Origin of the sequence: Dyadobacter fanqingshengii (genome assembly GCF_023822005.2) — a bacterium.
Lineage (GTDB): Bacteria > Bacteroidota > Bacteroidia > Cytophagales > Spirosomataceae > Dyadobacter > Dyadobacter fanqingshengii.
Genome location: NZ_CP098806.1, coordinates 829,622 through 851,722 on the forward strand (window position 1 = coordinate 829,622; position 22,101 = coordinate 851,722).

The following is a 22,101-nucleotide window of genomic DNA, read 5'->3' on the forward strand; positions in this document are numbered from 1 at the left end:
GTGATTTTCCGTGTTCTAATTTTACCCCATCAAATAGTATAAATTAATGAAAGAATATGGAAAAATTTACCTTAGCCAAGTGGCATTTTCCCAGGCTGCTGCTCACTTTTTTGCTTTGTGCCGTTCGTATAGTTTCTGCATCGGCACAGGCGGTTGACATTACCGGAACAGTCACTGCGGGAGACCGTGCGGGTTTGCCGGGCGTTTCGATCACTGTGAAAGGCACAAATTCGGGCACGGTAACCGATCTGAATGGCAAGTACACGGTAAATGTCACCGACGAAAATGCCGTGCTGGTGTTCTCTTACATTGGTTACGAGGCGGTGGAGCAAACCGTGGGCGGACGCAGTGTCATCGATGTGTTGATGAAAGAAGATTTGAAACAACTGAGTGAAGTGGTTGTGGTCGGTTACGGAACCCAGAAGAAGGTGAACCTGACGGGCGCTGTTGCCACGGTGAGCGGCGACGAGATGATTAAAAGACCCGTTACCAATCCCACCGCCATGTTGCAGGGAACCATGCCTGGCGTCCAGGTGACGCAGGGTCGGGGAGAGCCTGGTAATGAGGGGATTTCAGTGCGGATCAGGGGCACCGGAACATTCAGCGGCGCAGGTTCCGACCCACTCGTGCTGATCGACGGCGTGCAGGGCAATATGTCCGACCTTAACCCGAACAACATTGAAAGTGTGTCTGTTTTGAAGGATGCGGCTTCGGCCTCCATTTATGGTGCACGCGCAGCCAACGGGGTGATTTTGGTTACTACAAAAAAAGGAAGTGAAGGCAAATTAAGCGTGCAATACAGCGGAAATTATGCCATCAACAAGCCCACCAAGCTCTTTGACCTGATCACCAATTCAGCCGAATACATGGAGCTTTACAATGAAGCGCGCGTGAATTCGGGTTTGACATCGGGCTTGTATTCGCAACAGCAGATCGACGAATACCGCAATGCAACCGACCGCAATCTTTATCCCAACACGGATTGGCTGAGCCTTATATTCCAAACCGCTCCCACGCATCAGCACAACCTGACCTTCGACGGTGGTCGCGGCGGAACGCATTTCAATGCCTCGATAGGCTATGTGAATCAGAAGGGTGTAATGAAGGGTTTTGATTTTGAAAAATACAATGCGCGGCTCAACATTGCGTCCCAGATCAACAAGAAGATCAAATTCGGCGCAAACATTGCGTTGAAATCCGGCAAGACAGAATCACCTGTTTTCGGCTCGGAGGATATGTTTCTTTCAGCAATGTCGCAGGCACCTACCTACGGCCCGCGGCTGGCTGATGGCAGCGGCCGGTTTACTTACAAAGCGTACGATTTGGAATACAATAACAAAAACCCCATCGCGCTGTTGGACGGGCACATTAACCGTGACAAACTGGATTATTCGGCCAACACCCAGGGCTGGTTTGAGGTGAATCTTTTGCCAGGCTTAACCTGGTATGCCAAAGGCGCTGTGAATGCGGATTTTTACAAGACAAAATCCTTCAAACCGCCTCTGCAGCTTTACAACTTCCGCACCAATGCGTTCATGGCAACATTGGATCTCGGCGGTGGACTGGAAGTGAAGGACGAGCAGAATATTTATACCAATTTGTTCTCCTATCTGGATTATGAGCACACATTTGGTCAAAATCACGCCTTCAAAGCGCAGGTGGGTTACAGCACGGAAAAGAGCACTTACCAATATCTGGAAGCGATTCGCAGGAATTTTCCGACGGAGGTTTTGCGTGAAATTGACGCCGGAAGTCCGTCCATCCAGTATGCCAACGGTTCACAAAAGCAATGGGCGATCAATTCGTTTTTTGGCAGGCTGAACTACAATTTTAAGGAGCGTTATTTGCTGGAAGCCAACATGCGGTATGACGGGACGTCGCGACTTGCTACTGACTCGCGTTGGGGAATTTTCCCTTCCTTCTCGGCTGGCTGGCGTGTTACTGAGGAAGATTTTATCAAAAACCTAAACCTCAACTGGTTGAACAGCATGAAGTTCCGTGGTTCGTGGGGTCAGCTGGGCAACCAGAACATTGGAAATTATCCTTATCAGGCGATCCTGAGCTTTACCGGAAACTATTCGTTTGACGATTCCAATTTGTCGTCCGGCGTGGCGCAAGCGAATCTTTCGAATGCGGGCATCAAATGGGAAACCACAACCATTGCGGACTTCGGCCTGGATCTGACCATTTTCCGCGGCCTGAACCTGACCGCAGACTGGTATCGTAAAACAACGACTGACATTCTCAGAAGCTCACAAGTGACTGGCGTTGTAGGCCTTGGTGCACCTACGATCAACAACGGAACCATGCAGAACACGGGTGTGGAGCTGGGACTTTCCTACAATCATCAGATGAATAGCGGCGTGTTCTCGGGGCTGGGTTACAATGTGGGCGTGAATTTGGAACATTATAAAAACAAGCTTGTGAAATTCGGGCAGCGCGAAATCGACGGTTACCGCATTCGCGAGGAGGGCAAGGAGTACAACACCTATTATATGCTGGAAATGGAAGGCATTTTCCAATCTGCCGATGAAATTGCTGCCGCACCCAAACAATACAATGATGCAACCGTGCCCGGTGATATCCGCTTCCGCGATGCCAATGGCGATGGGAAAGTGAATGATGATGACCGCGTTGTGATGACGGGCAATTATCCCGGCCTGAACTATTCATTCAATGCGTCGGCAAACTGGAAGGGTTTTGATATTTCTGCTCTTTTTCAGGGTGTTAACAATGTTAAGTTTTTTGTCGACAATTGGGGAACGGTGCCTTTTGTACAGGGTTCGCCGCCTACAACAGATTGGAGAAATCGCTGGACGCCTGAAAATCCATCCACCACCATGCCCCGCATTTACTGGGGCTGGGGCGCTCCCGACCGCATTCGCAGGGCTTCTTCTTACTTTTTGCAGGATGCATCTTATCTGCGTTTGAAGAATCTCACATTCGGTTACACCTTGCCGCAAACCGTTGTGAAAAAAATCGGCATCGACAATCTCCGTGTGTTTTTCTCCGGTGATAACCTGTTGACGGCCTCCAAATATCCCGGCCTCGACCCCGAGCGCGGCGGAAGCGGGAGCTTTGTGCAATATCCTCAAAACAAGATTTTCTCATTCGGACTAAATATCAAATTATAATGAAAAGTCAGAAACTAAAACTGCTCATGCTGCTGACTTTGGCGTTCAGCGCATGCAAAGATTCCCTTGAACTGAACCCGCTGGACCAGATCTCTTCCTCCACATTCTGGAAGACCAAAAGTGATTTCGACAAAGCATTAACTGCCAATTATGCGTCCATGCAAGCCGATCCCTGGGCGGTTGAGCTGCCCGTCTGGAACTGTCTTACCGACGATGGTTTCGCGCAGCACAATTCAGGAGCGGCCAAAGAGATTACTTCCGGCAGCATTAGTCCGTCCACGGGTGGCTATGTTTCAGGAGTTTATAGCGAAAGTTATAAGGCAATTGCGCGGGTGAACATTTTCCTGGCGCAGCTGAAAGCTTACACCAATTCGGATGTTACCGAAGAAACCAGAAAGCTTTACGAAGCGGAAGTGCGGTTTTTGCGTGCATACTATTATTTTCAGCTCTATCATTTGTACGGCGATGTGCCACTGGTTTTGGAGCCGCTTACATTGGAAACACAAAATCAGCCCAAAGTGCCTGCTGCTGAGATCCTGGCGCAGATCAATACGGACCTTGACTTCGCCATTGCCAATCTGAATTCGAACGCTTATCCGCAGAACGGCGGCCACGCTGCTGTGACTTCCGCGCAAGCTTTGAAAGCGCGTGTGCTCATTTTCGCAGCTTATGGGGAGAATGGAACGCCGGACGCTGCCATGCTGACGCAGGTAAAAGCGCTTGCCAGCGCCATCATGCCAAAGTATAGCCTGAGCCCGAACTTCGAAGACGTGTTCCGCGACGCCGGACAAAAAAACAATCCGGAGATCATTTACTCAACCAATTTCCTGGCTCCAAACAACACGCGGCCATGGGATATGTATTATGGCGATTGGCTGGTTGCGAGCCCGTTACAGAACTTCGTGGATGCCTTTGAATGCACCGACGGCCTTCCTTACGGGGTTTCGCCGCTGACGGACAAAAAGGAACCATTCAAAAACCGCGACTCGCGCCTGGCCAAAACGGTCTTCGTAGACCACCCTGATTTCGGAGGCGGCAGAGTGCACATTCCCTCCAACAGCCGACCGTCGGGTTATGGCGTGATGAAATTCCTTGCGCCTGAGAATATTCCATTCGGTTTCTCCACATTAAGCCAGCAAAATGCAGTAGTGCTGCGCCTGGCTGAGGTTTTACTCATGTATGCCGAAGCACAAAACGAAATCGCAGGTCCGGACGCGTCAGTTTATAAAGCCATAAATGACATTCGCCTCCGCTCCAAAATGCCGGCATTACCAGCAGGACTAACCAAAATCCAGATGCGCGAAAGAATCCGCTACGAACGCCGCATCGAGCTAGGTTTCGAAGGATTGCGTTATTACGATTTGAAAAGATGGCACATTGCAGAACAGGTTTTGAACAATGTCAAAGACAGCTTCGTGCCTTATAAGTTCGAAGAGAAGTTTTACAAATGGCCCATCCCTCAGCCTGAAATTGACAAGAGCGGTGGAGAGTTAAAGCAGAATGAGGATTATTTGTGAGACGCAGCCTGTCAAAAAAGGATTCTGCCTGAAACAAAATAGAATGATAAGTAAAACCACTAACGATGACATACAAACTCATAACAACGTTCCTGCTAACCATTTCAATAACAACTAATTCCGTCGCTCAGGTTAAACCGCAACGCCTTTGGTTTAACAAGCCTGCGACGCAGTGGGAAGAAACCATTCCGGTTGGTAACGGGCGGTTGGGAATGATGAGTGATGGCGGGGTGCTGCGGGAGAATGTTGTGCTGAATGACATTACCCTTTGGTCCGGGGGAGTGCAGGATGCAAATAATTATGAGGCGCATAAAAGCTTGCCTGATATCCGTAAACTGCTTTTGGAAGGCAAAAATGATGAGGCGCAGCAATTGGTGAATAAGAATTTTGTGGCCAAAGGCGCGGGTTCGGGACATGGTGATGGGGCTGATGTGCCTTTCGGATGTTACCAGGTTTTGGGGAATCTGCGTATGCAGTTTGCTTATAAAGGGGTTGATTCTTCAAACATTCAATTCCAAAATTATAAGCGGGAATTGTCGTTGAATGATGCGGTTGCCAGCCTGGTTTACACTGTTAACGGTGTGACTTACAGGCGGGAATACTTTACGAGTTTTGGGGATGATATTGGCATTATCAAAATTTCTGCCGACAAGCCCGGACAGTTGAATTTGCGTCTGGGTCTTGATCGGCCTGAGCGTTCTGAGACTGTTGTCAAGAACAATGCGCTCGAAATGTCCGGCCAGCTCAACAATGGGACGGACGGGAAGGGAATGAAATATCTGACAAAGATCAAGCCGCAGGTAAAGGGGGGGGAACTGGCCGTTTCTGACAAGCAACTGGTCATTACGGATGCCGATGAGATCATGCTCTACTTTTCAGCCGGAACCGATTTTAAAACCAAAAACTTCGAAACGGAGACGCAGAGGTGGATTGATGTCGCAGTGAAAAAATCTTACATCGTTCAGAAGCGAAATCACATTGCTAATTATCAGCAATTTTTCAATCGCACAATGTTGTATCTGGGCGGCTCGAAAGGAGACAATTTACCGACAGATCAGCGGCTTTCCGCGTTCCAGAAAGATCCTGGCTCCGACAATGAACTGCCTGTTTTGTTTTTCCAATATGGCCGTTACCTGAGCATTAGCAGCACACGGGTGGGATTGCTGCCTCCGAACTTGCAGGGACTCTGGGCGAATCAGATCCAGACGCCCTGGAACGGGGATTATCACCTGGATGTGAACATTCAGATGAACCAGTGGCCGGTTGAAGTGGTCAATCTTTCCGAGTTCAACTTACCGCTGGCCGATCTGGTGAAAGGAATGGTGAAGCCGGGTGAAAAAACGGCGAAAGCTTATTACAATGCCGACGGCTGGGTGGCGCACGTCATTACCAATGTCTGGGGTTTTACTGAGCCGGGCGAAGAGGCTTCCTGGGGTGCTAGTAATGCGGGTTCGGGCTGGATCTGCAACAACCTTTGGGAACATTATGCCTTTACATTGGACAAAAATTACCTCAAAGACATTTATCCGATCCTCAAAGGTGCAGCTGAATTTTACAACAGCGCATTGGTGAAAGATCCAAAAACGGGCTGGTTGGTTACTGCTCCTTCCATTTCACCGGAAAATTCATTTTATCTGCCCAATGGAAAAACGGCCGCCATTTGCATGGGCCCGACCGTTGATAACCAAATGACACGTGAGCTTTTTACCAATGTCATCACGGCTTGTGAAGTGCTGGGCGTAGATGGTGCACTAAAGACTTCGCTGCAAAACAAACTAAAACAATTGCCGCCGCCAGGCGTAGTAGGAAGCGACGGCAGGCTGATGGAATGGCTCGAAGAATACAAAGAAGTGGAGCCAAAGCACCGCCACATTGCCCATTTGTATGGACTTTTCCCTGCGCCGCTCATTACGCCTGAGAAGACGCCGGAACTGGCGGCTGCTTCTGCTAAAACGCTGGAAGCGCGCGGAGACGACAGTCCGGGATGGTCGAAGGCTTATAAGCTGCTGTTCTGGGCGAGATTACACGATGGTAACCGCGCCAACAAATTGCTGAAAGAACTGCTTGTGCCAACGCTCGACACAAATATGAACTACGGAGCAGGCGGCGGTGTGTATCCCAATATGCTTGTTGCCGGCCCGCCATTTCAGATCGACGGCAACTTTGGAGGCACAGCCGGCATTGCCGAAATGCTGATCCAAAGCCACGACGGTTACATTGACATCCTGCCCGCAATGCCGGATGCCTGGAAAGCTTCGGGCGAAGTGAAAGGTTTGAAAGCGCGCGGCAATTTTACCGTGAATTTTAAATGGGAAAATGGTAAAGTGACGGATTATCAGGTGCTATCAAAAACCCCTCAAAAAGTCTGGGTAAAAGTGAATGGAGAGAAAAAGGAAGTTACATCAACTCACTAAAATATTCGTCAGGAAGACTCATTGCCAGACGTGATCACACTCTTCGATTTTTGGTTTAAGACGGCGCCTAAATGCCGGCATTAATGGAATTGGAATAGTTCATCAATACTATCGAACTCATTCAGGTTGACTATCCACTAATAAGGCCTACCTTTCCCTATATCATTTTCTTGATTCCTCAACATTACATCTCACATCAAAGAGCGGCGAGGGAGCCTGCTTTATTTGAAAACATAATCTTGCCAATAACCTGATCCATTGATTGACTGGGCGCAGGCCATTGAGAAAACAGCTGTTCATGGATAAATTAATTAGAATTCTGCATCTTGAAGATCTGCCCGGCGATGCACTCTTTGTTAAAAAAGCGCTCATTAAGGCAAACATAGACTTCCAGGTGCTTGTCGCTGACAGCAAGGAAAAATATGTAACTGCACTGGAAGCATTCTTACCAGACCTCATTCTCGCCAACCATTCCCTGCCAGCATTCAACGCCATTGAGGCATTAAAAATATTAAAGGAGAGCAGATCGGACATTCCTTTCATTGTCGTCACGGCAGCGATGAATGAAGCGTCCGCGGTAAACCTGATGATGCAAGGTGCGGATGATTATATCCTGAAAGATCGGCTCAGCCGGCTGCCCATCGCTATTACCAATGCGCTTGAAAAATATCGCCTGAAAAAAGAACATGATCGGTTTTTGAATGAGCTCATTGTAAGCGAACAGCGCTACCGTGCGCTCATCGAACACAGTGCAGACGGTGTTATTATATTGAATGCGATGGGAAGGCCAACATACGTGTCCGTTTCGGTTTCAAATGTCTTGGGATACGATCCAACTGAAATCCTGGATATGGACCTTTATACACTGCTTCATCCGGACGACATTGTTGATATGGGTCTTATGCTGGAAAAAATTCTGGACAGTCCAGGAGTTACGATGAAGGGCCATACCGGAAGGATGCTTCATAAAGACGGCAGCTGGCGATGGATCGAGGCAACCATTACCAACTTACTGGACGATCCGGCTGTGAATGGAATTGTGGATAATTTCCGGGATATAACAGAACGGAAACTGGCCCAGGATGCGATTACAGCCAGTGAGGAAAAATACAGATTATTGTTTGAAACCAGCATGGACGGCATTCTTTTGACATCACAGGATGGACAGGTGCTGGAAGCCAACCAGGCTGCATGCAGCATTTTTCAAAGGAGCGAAAGCGAGATTATTCATGTCGGCAGATCGGGCCTTGCGGATCTTGACGATTCCAGGCTATCCAAACTTCTGGAGGAGCGGCTAAGGACCGGAAAGGCCAATGGAGAAGTCTCACTTTTAAGGAAGGATGGTTCCAGATTTGCCGGTGAGATCTCATCAACTGTGTTTAAGAATGCCCATGGAAAGGCGAATACTTCCATGATCGTACGTGATATCAGCGAAAGAAAAAAGGCCGAGCAGCTGCTTTTAGAGAGCGAACGCAGGCTGGATAGGGCAACCACCATGGCGCGGGTCGGTAATTTTGAAGCGGATCACGCCAACAATCAGATATTCTGGTCATCTATGATCAGGCAGATACATGAAGTGGACCCCGATTTCAATCCTGAGCTGGAAACTGCAATGAATTTCTACAAGCCGGGCGCTAACAGGGAAACGATAGACAAAGCGACTGAAGAGATCATCAAGCATCAGACGCCCTTTGATTTGGAACTCCAGATCATTACCGCGAAGGGAAATGAGCGGTGGGTCCGGGTGATGTGCGAAGCAGAACTTGTCAATGACAAACATATCCTCTATGGCAGCTTTCAGGATATCGATAAAATAAAGGAAACGGAGTCGGAAGTTCTCCGGTCATATGCAGAAAGAAACGTCATCTTTGAAAGTATCGGAGATGCATTTTTTGCGATTGATAAAGATTGGGTAGTAAACTACTGGAATAAAGAAGCAGCCCGCCTTCTGGAACGGACCAAGGGCGAAGTACTTAACCGATATCTCTGGGACTTATTTCCGTTGAGCATAGGTTCCGAGTCTTACAGGCAATACAATCATGCTGTTGAAAGCGGTCAAACCGTTCATTTTGAAGATCATTATGAGCCATTGAACAGATGGCTGGAAGTGAGTGCATATCCCTCTGCAAATGGTTTGTCCGTCTTTTTCAAGGATATTACGGGCCGCAAATTGTCGGAAAACAAACTCAATGAACTGAATAATAACCTCCACCAATACTCAAACGAACTCGCTCTTTCCAACAAAGGCCTGGAACAATTCTCATATATGGTCTCGCATAACCTGCGGGCCCCGGTTGCCAATATCATTGGACTGGCAGGCCTGTTGGGCGATGAAAGCTACCCATCTGAATTGAAAAGGGACTTTTTAAACGGGATTCTGGAGAATGTCAAACGCCTGGATGAGGTGATCACGGATTTAAATTCCATTTTACAAATCAAAAAAGAGATTGGAGAAAAAAGTGAGACAGTCAATTTTCAAGACCTGGTAGATAGCATTAAGGAGAGTATACAAAATGTCATCCTGAAAGAAAATGTGCAGGTCGTGACTGATTTTAAAAGTGCCTGTGAATTATTTACGCTCAAAACATATCTGTATAGCATTTTTCATAACCTTATCAGCAACAGTATCAAATATCATCAGGCTGGTCTGAACCCGTTCATTGAAATCAGCAGCAGCGTATCCGATGGTAAGCTGACTTTGTCTTTCAAGGACAATGGGATGGGGATAGACCTGCCTAAGAAACGTGATCAACTTTTTGGGCTTTATAAACGCTTCCATCACCATGTGGAAGGCAAGGGTATGGGCCTTTTCATGGTCAAAACGCAGGTGGAGATACTTGGAGGGACAATATCTGTTTTTAGTGAAGTGAATAAAGGAACCGAATTTTTCATCGAATTTAATTTGTAGCAGTACAATAACCCGCCAAAATGACAACACCCAACCGATTTATCGTTGTAGACGATGACCCGCTCAACAACCTGGTATGCAACCATATTATCCTCAAAGTTGACCCTGACGCAAAGATTACGCTTTTCACAAATCCCGAAAAAGCACTCGAAATGGTCCAGACTTTCGGGGAAAGCAGCGAAAAGGGTGACTTCGTGCTCTTCCTGGATGTAAATATGCCCAGTATGAGTGGTTGGGAATTTCTGGACGCGTTCGAGAGCTTGGATGAAAAGATCCATGAGCGATTCAGAATTTACATGCTTTCTTCATCAATCGATCAGGGTGATATTGAAAAAGCTGCTGCCAACCCGTTTGTCAGAGGCTACTATCCCAAGCCGCTCAGTTTTGAAACGATGGGACTGTTAAATTTATAGCAACAGATTTTCAGGCGCATTTCCCTCGAAACTGATCGTCATTACATACTCCCAGGGGCCACCCAGATATCGCCACAACTGAAAACCGGTTACAATAAAGCTGAATGGTTTAAAAGTCTGGGCGAGCTCTGATTGCAATTTTTTGGCGAGCTGAGGGTCTACTTTGTTTTGAACTGTAATATGGAAGTTTCTTTTTTGCTGGTCTTGCCGGCTTAAGAACTCAAACCAGCGTTCACGAAGCTTTTGATGGAATGCCGGGAGTTCGGCGGATGAGATTTTGAAAGCAGTTCCTCCGCCAAGGGAAATGATTGTCTGGGCGGTAGCTTCAAATGGCGTTTGGTCTTTCGCAAGCTCTCTTAAGTCTTCAATGATCCACGGCTCATGTGGTAATGCATGAAAAAGGGTAAGGTGCGCGTTTAAGTAGTTACGTTCTGCAGGAAAGTGCTGGCGGCGCAGCTGATTGAAATATTGTTGCGTCGAAGGCTCTATTTCGAGCGTGGCAACTAATGGCCTTCGCTCTGGGTCTTTTGTCGGAATATGGCGTTTTTCACTGTTCATTTACTTATTTGCATTATGGTTATGAACCTCATCACAACCGGCAGTACAATAGCCATGCCTGAGATTATAGATAAAAGATCATGAAACATGCCTGTATCATTCGTCCCTATAACAACTTGGACTACCCTGGATGCATATTAGGATTTGAGAGTAATTGTCCGGCGTTTTTTGCGCATCACGAGAAAGAAGAATTTTAGGTCTTCCTCCAAAACTTGTTTGAGGAAAGCGGCGAGCAATCAATGTATTATTATGTGGTGGAATTTAAAGGTCAGATCGTGGCATGTGCTGGCTTTCATTTGCCGGAAAACGAGGGCAAGACAGCCGGTCTCGTATGGGGTATGGTAACGCGCGAATTTCAACGGCGGGGCATCGGGGAAATGCTGCTGGACTTCCGGTTGAACAAGATACGCGAACTTCGCCCGGGTGTTTCTGTGGTATTGGATACCACGCAACTCAGCTTTCCGTTCTTTGAAAAAGCGGGCTTCCGGACCACCAAAATAACCAAAGATTACTATGCTCCCGGCCTTGACCGCTATGACATGATCCTGAAACCTGCATTTCAAATAGACCGTTCCAAATTATTGTTGATATGATCGAATTACAACCAGGGAAATACAGACATACAATTGTTCGACTCTGGAAAATTAGTGGTGCATGCATTGTGCTCTTTGTGTTTTTTATTGTCGCGGTCAGAGTCAATCTGTTATGGCTTTTTGGCGGTATGCCCGATTTGGTTATGCTTGAAAACCCACAGAGTGAGCTAGCCTCGGAGCTGATATCGGAAGATGGAAAATTACTTGGGAAATACTATTCAGAAAACCGGATCCGCATTGGGTTTGATCAACTCTCGCCTGTATTGGTTAATGCATTGATTGCAACAGAAGACGCACGATTCTCTGACCACTCTGGGATTGATGGTCGCAGCATGTTGCGGGTGGTCAAGGGAATATTTACGGGGAATTCGAGCTCGGGAGGCGGAAGCACCATTACTCAGCAAGTTGCAAAAAACCTCTTTGAAACCAGGTCACGAAAGTATCGCGGAATATTGCAGAAAGTCCCTGTCGTGGGTACGGTCGTTATGAAGACTAAGGAGTGGATACTTGCTGTGATTCTGGAACGCAAATACACCAAAAGGGAGATCATGATGATGTACCTGAACACAGTTTCGTTTGGCAATAATACTTATGGGATCAAAGTGGCGTCGAAAAGCTATTTTGGGAAGGACCCGCTGGAACTTACCGTGTCCGAGGCGGCGCTGCTGGTGGGTATGCTGCAAAACCCATCTTTACACAATCCTTTGAGGCGGCCAGCCAATGCGACCAGGCGTAGAAACGTGGTCATGGCGCAAATGGTCAGATACAACTACCTGACAGCCGGAGAGTTTAATGAGCTAAAAGATAAGCCTTTGAACCTGCGATTTAAGCTTGACGGCCCCAATGCGGGTCTGGCTCCCTATTTCCAGGAATCCATGCGCGGTTATTTGCAAGCATGGCTCAAACTATACAATGAGGAGAACGACACAGATCTTGATTTAAAAACCAGCGGCTTACGTATCTATACGACAATTGATTCCCGTTTGCAACAGCAGATGGAAGTCGCGCTGAATGACCATATGCGCGAGCAGCAAAGACTTTTTGATGCGCATTGGAAAGGTCGTAATCCGTGGGCGTACCCGGATGGTCGCGAAGTGCCGGGATTTATCGAAAAAGCGGTTAAATCCCTACCGCAATTCATTGCGTTAAAAAAAGACGTCGGGGAGGCAGAGGCATGGAAAGCTATGCGTAAGCCATATAAAATGAAGGTTTTCTCGTATGATGGCGAAAAGGAAATGCTGCTGAGCCCGATGGATTCAATCCGGTATTACAAACGTTTTTTGCATGCAGGCATGATGTCTATGGACCCGCGCAACGGACATGTGAAGGCTTGGGTTGGCGGGGTTAACTTTAAATATTTCAAGTATGACCACGTCAAGCAAGGCCGTAGGCAGCCGGGTTCTACTTTTAAGCCGTTTGTGTATGTTTCGGCGCTGCAAAAAAACTTTCTGACACCTTGTGACCGCATTACAGACCAACCCGTGGAAGGAAACTGGAACCCTCCTTCGAGCCAGTACACATACCAGTCGTTAACGTTGCGGCAGGCACTGGGACAATCCGTTAATTCGATCAGTGCCAATATAATTCAAATGGTAAAACCGGCCACGGTTGCAGACTATGCTCATAAACTGGGCATCACAAGCCAGTTGGATGAAGTGCCCTCACTTTGCCTTGGCATCAGCTCCGTCTCGGTCTATGAGATGGTCAACGCATATTGTTCTTTTGCCAATGGCGGTTACCGAACCGAACCACTATCAATTTTGAGAATCGAAGATCGAAACGGGCATGTTCTGCAGCAATTTCACCAGAAGCAAAATCAGGAACTCAGTGATGTAATGGCTTACAACATGTTATATCTCATGCGCGGCGCTGTCGAAGATCCGGGCGGCACTGCAGGGCGGTTAAGATCCTACGGCGTCACAGAAGGAAACCAAATTGCAGCAAAAACCGGAACAACACAGAACCATTCAGATGCATGGTTCATGGGCATGACACAAAATCTTGTTTCGGGAATATGGGTTGGCGGAGAAGATATGCAGATCCATTTCAGGACCATGGCACTCGGGCAGGGCGGTCATGCGGCATTACCGGCTTGGGGACTGTATATGAAAAAAGTATATGCAGACCACACTTTGGAACATTACAAGAAAGCGCCCTTCAACAAACCTGCAAATTTCACGCTCACATGCCAGGAAACCGCCACTGATACAACCGGCAATTATATTCCGCCTGCATTATCAGACGATGAAGGTGTGTCGTTTTAAATGCTGGATTAAAGCCATATTTCGAAAGGATTAATCTATGCGGCCAAGCTCTTTTTTGAGATCATACCATACGTCGATATTGCTCTCGTCAGCATCAGTGTAATTGGCCCTGAGGTGATTTATAAACGAGAACTTGATTTCGTCCGATTCGAGATGAAGGCTATCCTCATTTCCGTCGGCTTTTACCAGATATTCGTAACCGTCATTGGTAACCTCTTTCGAAGTATAAAATTTACCGGACTGCTCAAAATTGCTTATCGAATTATACAGATCATATACATCTTCTTTGCCTTCCAAAGCTACATCGGATAGCCAGGTCTCAAAGTTTGTCGTTTTTCCCATTTTAAGGTTTTGTTAATTAAAATTCAATATTCTTAATACTCGTGACCATTGTTACTAAGATCGTACCGACCCGTTTGAGGTTGATGATTTGGGGTTTCTCTCTTTGTGCACCCTGATAATATGCATTTTCCTCCCGCACCAGCATTAGCTCGGCAGCGTAGGTTGGGCAGTTCCATGCCGTTACTGGGGAAACCTCAGGATCAGTTCAAACTCCGATATTCATTGGGCGTGACTCCGGTCTTTTGTTTGAACAGACGGGTGAAATGCTGCTGGTATTTGAACCCGAGCTGGTAGGCGATCTCCCCGAACGACATATTGGCCTCGAAGATCTTTACTTTCGCTTCCTCGATCAACCTGGATTGAATGAAGTCCAGTGCGGTGTGGCCTGTTTCTTTTTTAATGAGGTCGCCAAAGTAGTTGGCGGACAGATGCAGCCTATCGGCGCAGTAAGCCACGCTGGGCAGGCCCAATGTCTGTGTTTTTCCTGACTTGAAATAATCCTGCAGCAAGGCTTCGAACCGCATCAGAATGTCCTTGTTTACATTGCCGCGGGTGATAAACTGTCGGTCGTAAAACCGCATGCAGTAGTTCAGGAACAGTTCGATATTGGAAACAATGAGCGTTTTGCTGTGCTTGTCAATGTTCTGTTCGATCTCTGCGGCAATCTTCTCAAAACAATCGGCAATGGTTTCTCTTTCTTTTTTGGATAAATGCAAAGCTTCATTTACCTCGTAGGAAAAGAACGAATAATCCTTAATCATTTTTCCTAAATAGGTGCCCGCAATCAGATCGGGGTGGAAGACCAGCGCATATCCGGATGGTTTTGTAACCTTGCCCTTGCTATCAATGCCATAAACCTGCCCCGGTGATATAAAAACCAGTGTTCCATCTTCGTAGTCGTACGGCTGGCAGCCATATAACATATCGCCGCACTTGATGTTTTTCATAAACACCGCGTAAATACCCATGTAGCGCCGGAAATGCTGAACAGTAGGGATCTCGTTGAAATTGATCACACTTACCAACGGGTGCAGCGTGTCCACGCCAATCCAATCGTTGTATTGCCTTACCGAATCAATTCTTTCTACTTGCTCCATATCCTTGCTGATTTTCATTCAAATATAGCAGTTCCCCCTCGCGGTCGGCAATGTTACAAGCCGGATCAGTAAAAGTGGTAAACAAACCAGTAATGTATATAAAAACCGGCGGGCTGTATACCCGACCTTTGGCATTGAATTAGAGGGTAATAAACGGGTTGGAATTCAGCCCATTAATCTAAACTGCAACTATGAGGTATTTCATCAAATTAACAGCAATCGTGCTGATTATCGGGACGTTGTTACCAGGTTCGGCATGTAAAACAACTAAGAATCCAACCAAAATGACAGATCAAAACAGCGCTCTTTTTCCGAAAGGAGACCGGTTACCGGACAGCTATTTCACTGGGAACGCGTTCCTGACGCCCCTTATAGCAAAAGATAAAAACAATGACTTTATGATGGGCAGCGTAACCTTCGAAGCGGGCGCACGCACCTTCTGGCATTCGCACCCGAGAGGACAGGTCTTGATCGTTACCGAAGGAAATGGTTTTTATCAGGAAAAAGGTAAAACAGCGCAGCCCATTAAAAAGGGCGACGTCGTCAACATTCCCGAAAATACGGAGCATTGGCACGGAGCTGCCGCGAAAACCAAAATGGTGCATATCGCAATCACCAATTACGAAGGGGAGACCAATGTTGTTTGGTTAAAGTCCGTTTCGGAAGAAGATTATAATGCAGTAAACAAACAATGAAAATGATCAGCATGAGCCGGAACAAAACTCAGGTTTGGATATTACTTCTAATACTTATGTTGAAAGTGAACAGCATGAATGCACAGCCTGATAAAGACCGTAAATGGACGTTAAGTCCTCAACAACAAAGCATTGCGAGCATAGCAGCATTAACTGCAACCGGCGATATGCAAAACTTGCCTTTGCAGCTTAATGCAGGTCTTGATGCCGGGTTAACCATTGAAGAGACCAAGGAAATTCTCGTCCAGCTTTACGCTTATGCGGGTTTTCCCAGAAGCCTGAACGCAATCGGTACGCTGATGAGCGTGGTTGAAAAGAGGAAGGCAAATGGCATCAAGGATAAGCAAGGAAAGGTCGGCACTGCCAATAAAAATACAGTTGATAAATACGAGCAGGGGCGAAAGGTTCTGGAACAACTCACCAAAACACAGCAGTCCAAACCGGCACCCGGTTTTGGAGAATTCGCTCCGAGGATTGATGCATTTTTGAAAGAACACTTGTTCGCCGACATCTTTGAAAGCCATGTGCTGACCATGCAGCAGCGGGAGCTGGTAACCATTTCTGCGTTAGCATCTATGACCGGCGTTGAATCACAATTGCAATCTCACGTGAAAATGGGTACGAACATTGGCATCACTGAAAATGAACTGGCAGATGTGGCGAAGCTGATTGAGAAATTTATTAACAGAACCCAGGCAAATACATTAAGAAAAGCCATTTCAAAACACGTTACTCCCGTCATTGAACCGGATATGATGGTGCGGATCTCTGAAATCGGAATCGTTCCTGAATTTCTGAACGAGTATAATGCTATTCTAAAAGAAGAGTCATCTGCGTCTGTCGAAAAGGAACCCGGCGTAATAGCGATTTTTCCGATGAGTACGAAGGAACAGCCGACGCAAATCCGGATCGTTGAGATATATGCCGATAGTGCTGCTTACCAATCCCATTTGAAAACCCCTCATTTCCAGCATTACAAAACGACTACGCTCAAAATGGTGAAGTCCTTGAAACTGGTGGATATGAATTCACTCGACCAGCAGACGATGCTGGGAATTTTTAAAAAATTAAAGTGAGGTATTGAGCTATTTAAAATGACGTAAACATGAAGCAGCCACTTTCTATATTTCTAACATTAATCATTTTCTTTATTGGATCCATGGCTTGTAAAACGGACGACAACATTATTGGCAGAGATGAAGACGCGTTCATAACCCATAATGACCCTGCGGATTCTACCAGCAGCCGGTTAAGGATCAAAATTGGGTCACAAGCTTTTACCGCGACCCTCCTGGATAATCCGACCGTAACCGCATTCAAAGCAAAACTCCCGCTGACAGTCAGTATGAGTGAACTGAACGGAAATGAGAAGCTTTATAATTTCCCGTCAAACCTTCCAGCAAACGCTTCAAACCCCGGGAACATCCGGAATGGCGACCTGATGCTTTACGGCTCCAACGTGCTGGTGCTTTTTTATAAAAGCTTCCCCACACAGTATTCATACACCAGACTTGGGCGCATTGATGACACGGCTGGACTTGATGCAGCGGTTGGCACGGGTAACGTGACGGTGACTTTCGAATTGGAATCAAAAAAATGAACACAAACAAAGACATTTTCGAGAGAATGCGGGCCGGCGAGCCGATTCGGAAAGATGATGCCGAATATGGAAAGTTTGGAGAGGTCGTCTCCCGAACCATCCGGTTGTGTGTGGAAATGAATGTGTCGGCAACGGATCTGGATCAGGTGAGGAAGCAGCTGAGCGAAATTATTGGAACAGATATTGACGATTCGACAACCATATTTCCTCCGTTTTACACCAATTTCGGCCAGTTTATCCGTTTGGGCAAAAATGTTTTTATCAATCACGCTTGCTCGTTTCTGGACATTGGTGGGATCACCATTGAAGACAATGTTCAGATCGGGCCGAGGGTAAATATTACTTCTGAAAATCATCCGCTCGATCCTGCCGACCGAACAACGCTTCTACTGCAACCGGTCGTTATTAAGCGGAATGCCTGGATCGGGGCGGGAGCAACGATACTGCCGGGTGTTACAGTTGGAGAAAACTCAATCATTGCAGCCGGTGCGGTGGTGAGCCGCGATGTGCCACCTAATACCATCGTAGCAGGGATTCCTGCAAAAGTTGTGAAGTCTATTTAGAATTCGGAGCAATTAATGTTCATCACAATCAAAAGCTCAGCCTGTTCATTTCGGGCCTGGATTGATTTTTATAGCATAACCGCACAATTACACTTATCACCATGGACAAAACGAAGTCACAATACGAACCTGAAAAGGGAGATAACAGCGAATCGCGAAGGGATTTCCTGAAAAAGTCTTCCATTCTGACTGCAATTTCTGTCGCGCCCTTGGCCGTTGCAAAAGCTGCGGAGCATAATCTGGGCGAAAAACTCAGCGCTGCATTTGAAACTACACCCGTGAATCTGACGGTTAACGGAGCTAAAAAACAGCTGAACGTGGAACCGCGCGCGACGCTGCTGGACACATTGCGCGAGCAGCTGGATTTGACAGGAACTAAAAAAGGATGCGATTACGGTCAATGCGGAGCCTGCACGGTGCATGTGAATGGCCAGCGCGTGCTTTCCTGCCTGAGCCTTGCCGTAATGCATGAAGGACAGGAAGTTACAACCATCGAAGGTCTGGCAAAAGGTGAGGAACTGCATCCCATGCAGCAGGCTTTTATCCAACATGATGGTTTCCAATGCGGTTACTGCACGCCCGGACAAATTATGTCTGCCGTTGCTTGCATTAACGAAGGTCATGCCAATAATGAGGCGGATATCAGGGAGTTTATGAGCGGGAATATATGCCGATGCGGGGCTTATCCCAACATTGTGAAAGCAATTCAGGAAGTTAAAAACGGGGGGCGGAAATCATGATACAATTTCAATACGAACGCGCAGTAACAGCGAAGGCGGCAATAAGCGGTTTGGCAAATAATGCAAATGCGAAATTCATAGCGGGCGGCACAAATCTGATCGATTTGATGAAGCGGAATGTAATGGCACCTACCAAGCTGGTGGATATCAATGCAGTCCCGCTTAAAGATATTCAGCAGCAAGGCGGCAAAACCAGCATTGGCGCACTGGCTTTAAATAGCGCAGTTGCAGATCACAAACTGATCCTGGAAAAACTTCCGCTGCTGGCGCAGGCATTAAATGCCGGCGCATCCGCGCAGATCAGGAATATGGCAACCGTAGGCGGCAATATGATGCAGCGCACGCGATGCTCTTATTTTTACGATACTGCACTTCCCTGCAACAAAAGAGAACCCGGATCGGGCTGCGGAGCATTGGAAGGATTGAATCGGATGCACGCCATTTTCGGGACGAGCGAGCAGTGCATTGCCGTACATCCGAGTGATATGTGCGTGGCTTTGGTGGCATTGGATGCAAGCGTGGTGGTTGCTGGACCAAAAGGCGAGAGGCGCATTCCGTTTGAGGAATTTCACCGGCTGCCGGGTAATCAGCCTGAAAAGGACAACACGCTCCAAAACAACGAAATGATCATTTCCGTCGAAATACCCGATAATGCATTCAGTAAAAATGCCCATTATTTCAAGGTCCGTGATCGCGCTTCCTATGCTTTTGCATTGGTGTCTGTGGCAGCGGCCTTGCATATGGATGGGAAGGTGATCAAAGAAGCGAGGCTTGCAATGGGCGGAGTGGCGCATAAGCCGTGGCGATTGAAAGAGGCCGAACAAGCATTGGCAGGAAAACCGGCTACGGAAGAAACTTTCAGGCAAGCTGCGGAAATTGCAATGCGTGGTGCGAAAGCATTCAAATACAATGCATTTAAACTAAAACTAGGCCCGAATGTGATCGTGGAAGCATTGAAAAATGCAGCTGGCCTTGTTTAACTCCTTAACCCTGAATTGAAAGATCATGAACGAAGCATTTTTTGATAAAAAAGATTACAAACCGCTCGATAGGGTGGATGGCCGCTTGAAAGTCACGGGCGCAGCCAAATACTCAGCGGAATATGCATTGCCCAATATGGCGTACGCCGTGCTGGTCGGCAGCCGGATCGCCAAAGGCACCATAAAAAGCATTGATTCCAAAGCTGCGGAACGTGCGCCGGGCGTGCTTGCGGTTATTTCGCACCTGAATGCGATCAAAGTGCCGGGTTACCATCCAAAAGGTGAGCACCCTTCCGAGCCCGCAACCCAGGGTCAGCCGTTGCGTGTGTTTTTTGATAATAAGATTTATTCAAACGATCAGCCCATTGTGGCCGTCGTTGCCACCAGTTTCGAAAAGGCGCGGCACGCGGCTACACTGGTGAAGATCCTGTATAATAAAGAACAGCATAAGACTGATTTGGAGGCAAACGCCAAAGACGCGAAGCTGGCTGCCGCAGCAAAAAAGAACCCCAAATCTCCAACCGCAGACTACGACCGTGGGCAGACAGATGCATTTGAAAGTGCCCCGGTAAAGTTCGAGGCTGAATATGTATTGCCCACCGAAATGCATAACCCGATGGAATTGCAGGCCATCACCGCGCATTGGGAAGCGGACGATAAACTGACCGTTTATGATAAAGTTCAGGGCACCAAAATGACCCAGAAGAATTTTGCCAAAGAATGGGATCTGCCGGAGGCAAATGTCAAGTGCATTGCCACATTTGTGGGAGGTGCATTTGGTAACGGACTGCATAACTGGCCGCATGAAACCGCCGCGATCATCGCTGCGAAACAGGTGAAGCGACCTGTAAAGCTGGTTTTGACACGTGAGCAAATGTTCACAATGGTCGGTTACCGTCCGAGGACCTGGCAAAAGATACAGGTAGGCGCGACCAAGGATGGAAAGCTGGTGGCGATTAACCACAATTCTATTGGTCAGACGTCGAGCTATGAAGAGTTCACGGAATCCACATTGCAGCAAACCCGGATGATGTATGCCTCGCCTAATGTGAGTACGCGTTACCGGATTCTCCCGCTCAATCTGGCCACCCCAATCTGGATGCGCGGCCCGGGTGAGGCCACAGGCGCTTTTGCATTGGAATCGGCCATGGACGAAGTGGCGCATGCCATTGAAATGGATCCGATTGAATTCAGGTTGCTGAACTACACCGAATCGGACCCGGATAAAAATATGCCGTGGTCTACAAAATACATGCGGGAATGTTATGAGGAAGGCAAGAAGCGGATAGGATGGGAGAATCGCAAATTGAAGCCCGGTTCCCTGCGTGACGGAGAGTGGCTTGTAGGGTATGGAATGGGGACCGGGACTTTTGGTGCAAACAGGAATTCGGCCACCGTGCATGCAGAACTTGATAAGGAGGGTAACCTGGTGATGCATTGCGCGATCACCGATATCGGCCCGGGAACCGGAACGGCAATGGTGCAAATCGCGTCGAATACAACCGGTATCCCGACTGAAAAGATCGCCTTTCACTTAGGCAGTTCTGAATTTCCAAATGCCGGATTACAGGGCGGGTCTTCTACTGTGAACAGCGTTGGGCCAGCAGTGCTTGCAGCTTGTAATGCATTGAAGGAGCAACTGATCACGATGGCTGCGGCCAAAGGCAATTCCAATTTTACTTCTGCCAAGCCGGATGATCTGATGTTTGATAAAAACGAAATCCAGTTGGGCGGGAAGTCATCAAATCTTTCTCTTGGAGATTTATTTAAACAAAATAACATTGCGAAAATAGAGACAACCAACGAATCCAAGCCCGACGAAAATCGGAACAAATATTCGATGAACGCATTCTCTATGCATTTTGCCAAAGTCCATGTGCATCCGTTTACAGGCCAGGTGCGGGTAAAGAAAATCGTTTGCTGCGCAGATGCAGGCACGATCGTGAGTCCGAAAACTGCTGCAAGTCAAATGATCGGGGGCGCGACGGGGGGCATTGGAATGGCCTTAACAGAAGATGCCATGATGGACCACCGGTTTGGTCGCTACATTACCAAGGACTTCGCAGACTACCACGTGCCCGTAAATGCGGATGTGCCTGAGATTGATGTCTATTTCGTAAATAAACCCGATTTGCTGGCTGATCCCGTAGGCAGTAAAGGCCTGGGAGAGATTGCCATCATCGGTGTCGCGCCCGCAATTGCCAATGCTGTATTCAATGCAACAGGGAAACGGATCCGGGAGCTGCCGATCACACCGGACAAGCTTATTTAAAGGCCATTATC

Annotated in this window: 17 protein-coding genes; 14 read left to right on the forward strand and 3 right to left on the reverse strand. The window is 47.5% G+C overall.

Going from position 1 to position 22,101, the window contains the following annotated elements:
• Positions 1–56 precede the first annotated feature (56 nt).
• The 5 genes from NFI81_RS03405 to NFI81_RS03425 all read left to right on the forward strand — a co-directional run bounded on the left by NFI81_RS03405 (position 57) and on the right by NFI81_RS03425 (position 10,386).
• Entirely contained in the window at positions 57–3,134 is a 3,078-nt protein-coding gene (locus NFI81_RS03405) for a SusC/RagA family TonB-linked outer membrane protein (protein WP_234614208.1), read from the forward strand.
• Entirely contained in the window at positions 3,134–4,651 is a 1,518-nt protein-coding gene (locus NFI81_RS03410) for a RagB/SusD family nutrient uptake outer membrane protein (protein WP_234614207.1), read from the forward strand. Before NFI81_RS03405 ends, NFI81_RS03410 begins: the two co-directional genes overlap by 1 nt.
• A 65-nt stretch (positions 4,652–4,716) precedes the next feature.
• Positions 4,717–7,065 carry a glycoside hydrolase family 95 protein gene (locus tag NFI81_RS03415; protein WP_234614205.1) on the forward strand — a complete coding sequence of 783 codons (2,349 nt, stop codon included), beginning with the start codon at positions 4,717–4,719 and terminating at the stop codon, positions 7,063–7,065.
• Between the two features lie 298 nt (positions 7,066–7,363).
• On the forward strand, positions 7,364–9,973 hold the full coding sequence (locus tag NFI81_RS03420; protein ID WP_234614203.1) for a PAS domain S-box protein: 2,610 nt from the start codon (positions 7,364–7,366) through the stop codon (positions 9,971–9,973).
• A 20-nt stretch (positions 9,974–9,993) separates the two neighbouring features.
• On the forward strand, positions 9,994–10,386 hold the full coding sequence (locus NFI81_RS03425; RefSeq protein ID WP_234614201.1) for a response regulator: 393 nt from the start codon (positions 9,994–9,996) through the stop codon (positions 10,384–10,386).
• On the opposite strand, the gene NFI81_RS03430 is transcribed toward NFI81_RS03425, so the two are convergent.
• Positions 10,381–10,944, reverse strand: a complete 564-nt coding sequence (locus tag NFI81_RS03430) for a 2'-5' RNA ligase family protein (RefSeq protein WP_234614199.1) — start codon at positions 10,942–10,944, stop codon at positions 10,381–10,383. The two genes, NFI81_RS03425 and NFI81_RS03430, sit on opposite strands and share 6 nt — an antisense overlap.
• Positions 10,945–11,156: 212 nt before the next feature.
• Between NFI81_RS03430 and NFI81_RS03435 the strand changes: the two genes are divergently transcribed.
• Both NFI81_RS03435 and NFI81_RS03440 read left to right on the forward strand, forming a co-directional pair.
• Positions 11,157–11,537: a GNAT family N-acetyltransferase gene (locus NFI81_RS03435; protein ID WP_234614198.1), complete on the forward strand. Its 381-nt coding sequence runs from the start codon at positions 11,157–11,159 to the stop codon at positions 11,535–11,537.
• Positions 11,534–13,801, forward strand: coding sequence for a transglycosylase domain-containing protein (locus NFI81_RS03440; RefSeq protein WP_234614197.1), 2,268 nt, complete (start codon positions 11,534–11,536; stop codon positions 13,799–13,801). The genes NFI81_RS03435 and NFI81_RS03440 overlap by 4 nt, the downstream gene beginning before the upstream one ends.
• A 30-nt stretch (positions 13,802–13,831) precedes the next feature.
• On the opposite strand, the gene NFI81_RS03445 is transcribed toward NFI81_RS03440, so the two are convergent.
• Both NFI81_RS03445 and NFI81_RS03450 read right to left on the reverse strand, forming a co-directional pair.
• The gene (locus NFI81_RS03445; protein WP_234614196.1) at positions 13,832–14,143 is read right to left on the reverse strand and encodes a hypothetical protein; all 312 of its coding nucleotides are present in this window, start codon (positions 14,141–14,143) and stop codon (positions 13,832–13,834) included.
• 200 nt (positions 14,144–14,343) lie between these two features.
• A complete protein-coding gene (locus NFI81_RS03450; protein ID WP_234614195.1) occupies positions 14,344–15,240 on the reverse strand; it encodes a helix-turn-helix domain-containing protein in 897 nt (298 codons plus the stop codon).
• 191 nt (positions 15,241–15,431) lie between these two features.
• Here NFI81_RS03450 and NFI81_RS03455 point away from each other — a divergent pair, with 191 nt between their 5' ends.
• The 7 genes from NFI81_RS03455 (at position 15,432) to NFI81_RS03485 (ending at position 22,090) form a co-directional block, all read left to right on the forward strand.
• Positions 15,432–15,935, forward strand: a complete 504-nt coding sequence (locus NFI81_RS03455) for a (R)-mandelonitrile lyase (protein WP_234614192.1) — start codon at positions 15,432–15,434, stop codon at positions 15,933–15,935.
• Positions 15,936–15,991: 56 nt separating this feature from the next.
• On the forward strand, positions 15,992–17,011 hold the full coding sequence (locus NFI81_RS03460; RefSeq protein ID WP_252176036.1) for a carboxymuconolactone decarboxylase family protein: 1,020 nt from the start codon (positions 15,992–15,994) through the stop codon (positions 17,009–17,011).
• Between the two features lie 29 nt (positions 17,012–17,040).
• Positions 17,041–17,535 (forward strand): cyclophilin-like fold protein, encoded by a 495-nt coding sequence (locus NFI81_RS03465; RefSeq protein WP_234614190.1) that lies wholly within the window; start codon positions 17,041–17,043, stop codon positions 17,533–17,535.
• Positions 17,532–18,098, forward strand: coding sequence for a sugar O-acetyltransferase (locus NFI81_RS03470; RefSeq protein WP_234614189.1), 567 nt, complete (start codon positions 17,532–17,534; stop codon positions 18,096–18,098). The genes NFI81_RS03465 and NFI81_RS03470 overlap by 4 nt, the downstream gene beginning before the upstream one ends.
• A gap of 101 nt (positions 18,099–18,199) precedes the next feature.
• The gene (locus NFI81_RS03475) at positions 18,200–18,838 is read left to right on the forward strand and encodes a (2Fe-2S)-binding protein (protein ID WP_234614188.1); all 639 of its coding nucleotides are present in this window, start codon (positions 18,200–18,202) and stop codon (positions 18,836–18,838) included.
• The gene (locus tag NFI81_RS03480) at positions 18,835–19,818 is read left to right on the forward strand and encodes an FAD binding domain-containing protein (protein WP_234614187.1); all 984 of its coding nucleotides are present in this window, start codon (positions 18,835–18,837) and stop codon (positions 19,816–19,818) included. The genes NFI81_RS03475 and NFI81_RS03480 overlap by 4 nt, the downstream gene beginning before the upstream one ends.
• Positions 19,819–19,843: 25 nt before the next feature.
• Positions 19,844–22,090, forward strand: coding sequence for a xanthine dehydrogenase family protein molybdopterin-binding subunit (locus NFI81_RS03485; RefSeq protein WP_234614185.1), 2,247 nt, complete (start codon positions 19,844–19,846; stop codon positions 22,088–22,090).
• The last annotated feature ends 11 nt before the right edge of the window (positions 22,091–22,101 follow it).

Bases quoted from the DNA above. Each gene is read 5' to 3' on its own strand.
- NFI81_RS03445 (WP_234614196.1), bottom strand. From the start codon at position 14,143: ATGGGAAAAACGACAAACTTTGAGACCTGGCTATCCGATGTAGCTTTG.
- NFI81_RS03465 (WP_234614190.1), top strand. From the start codon at position 17,041: ATGAAGCAGCCACTTTCTATATTTCTAACATTAATCATTTTCTTTATT.
- NFI81_RS03485 (WP_234614185.1), top strand. From the start codon at position 19,844: ATGAACGAAGCATTTTTTGATAAAAAAGATTACAAACCGCTCGATAGG.
- NFI81_RS03450 (WP_234614195.1), bottom strand. From the start codon at position 15,240: ATGGAGCAAGTAGAAAGAATTGATTCGGTAAGGCAATACAACGATTGG.
- NFI81_RS03460 (WP_252176036.1), top strand. From the start codon at position 15,992: ATGTTGAAAGTGAACAGCATGAATGCACAGCCTGATAAAGACCGTAAA.
- NFI81_RS03430 (WP_234614199.1), bottom strand. From the start codon at position 10,944: ATGAACAGTGAAAAACGCCATATTCCGACAAAAGACCCAGAGCGAAGG.
- NFI81_RS03420 (WP_234614203.1), top strand. From the start codon at position 7,364: ATGGATAAATTAATTAGAATTCTGCATCTTGAAGATCTGCCCGGCGAT.
- NFI81_RS03440 (WP_234614197.1), top strand. From the start codon at position 11,534: ATGATCGAATTACAACCAGGGAAATACAGACATACAATTGTTCGACTC.
- NFI81_RS03455 (WP_234614192.1), top strand. From the start codon at position 15,432: ATGAGGTATTTCATCAAATTAACAGCAATCGTGCTGATTATCGGGACG.
- NFI81_RS03405 (WP_234614208.1), top strand. From the start codon at position 57: ATGGAAAAATTTACCTTAGCCAAGTGGCATTTTCCCAGGCTGCTGCTC.
- NFI81_RS03410 (WP_234614207.1), top strand. From the start codon at position 3,134: ATGAAAAGTCAGAAACTAAAACTGCTCATGCTGCTGACTTTGGCGTTC.
- NFI81_RS03415 (WP_234614205.1), top strand. From the start codon at position 4,717: ATGACATACAAACTCATAACAACGTTCCTGCTAACCATTTCAATAACA.
- NFI81_RS03470 (WP_234614189.1), top strand. From the start codon at position 17,532: ATGAACACAAACAAAGACATTTTCGAGAGAATGCGGGCCGGCGAGCCG.
- NFI81_RS03480 (WP_234614187.1), top strand. From the start codon at position 18,835: ATGATACAATTTCAATACGAACGCGCAGTAACAGCGAAGGCGGCAATA.
- NFI81_RS03425 (WP_234614201.1), top strand. From the start codon at position 9,994: ATGACAACACCCAACCGATTTATCGTTGTAGACGATGACCCGCTCAAC.
- NFI81_RS03475 (WP_234614188.1), top strand. From the start codon at position 18,200: ATGGACAAAACGAAGTCACAATACGAACCTGAAAAGGGAGATAACAGC.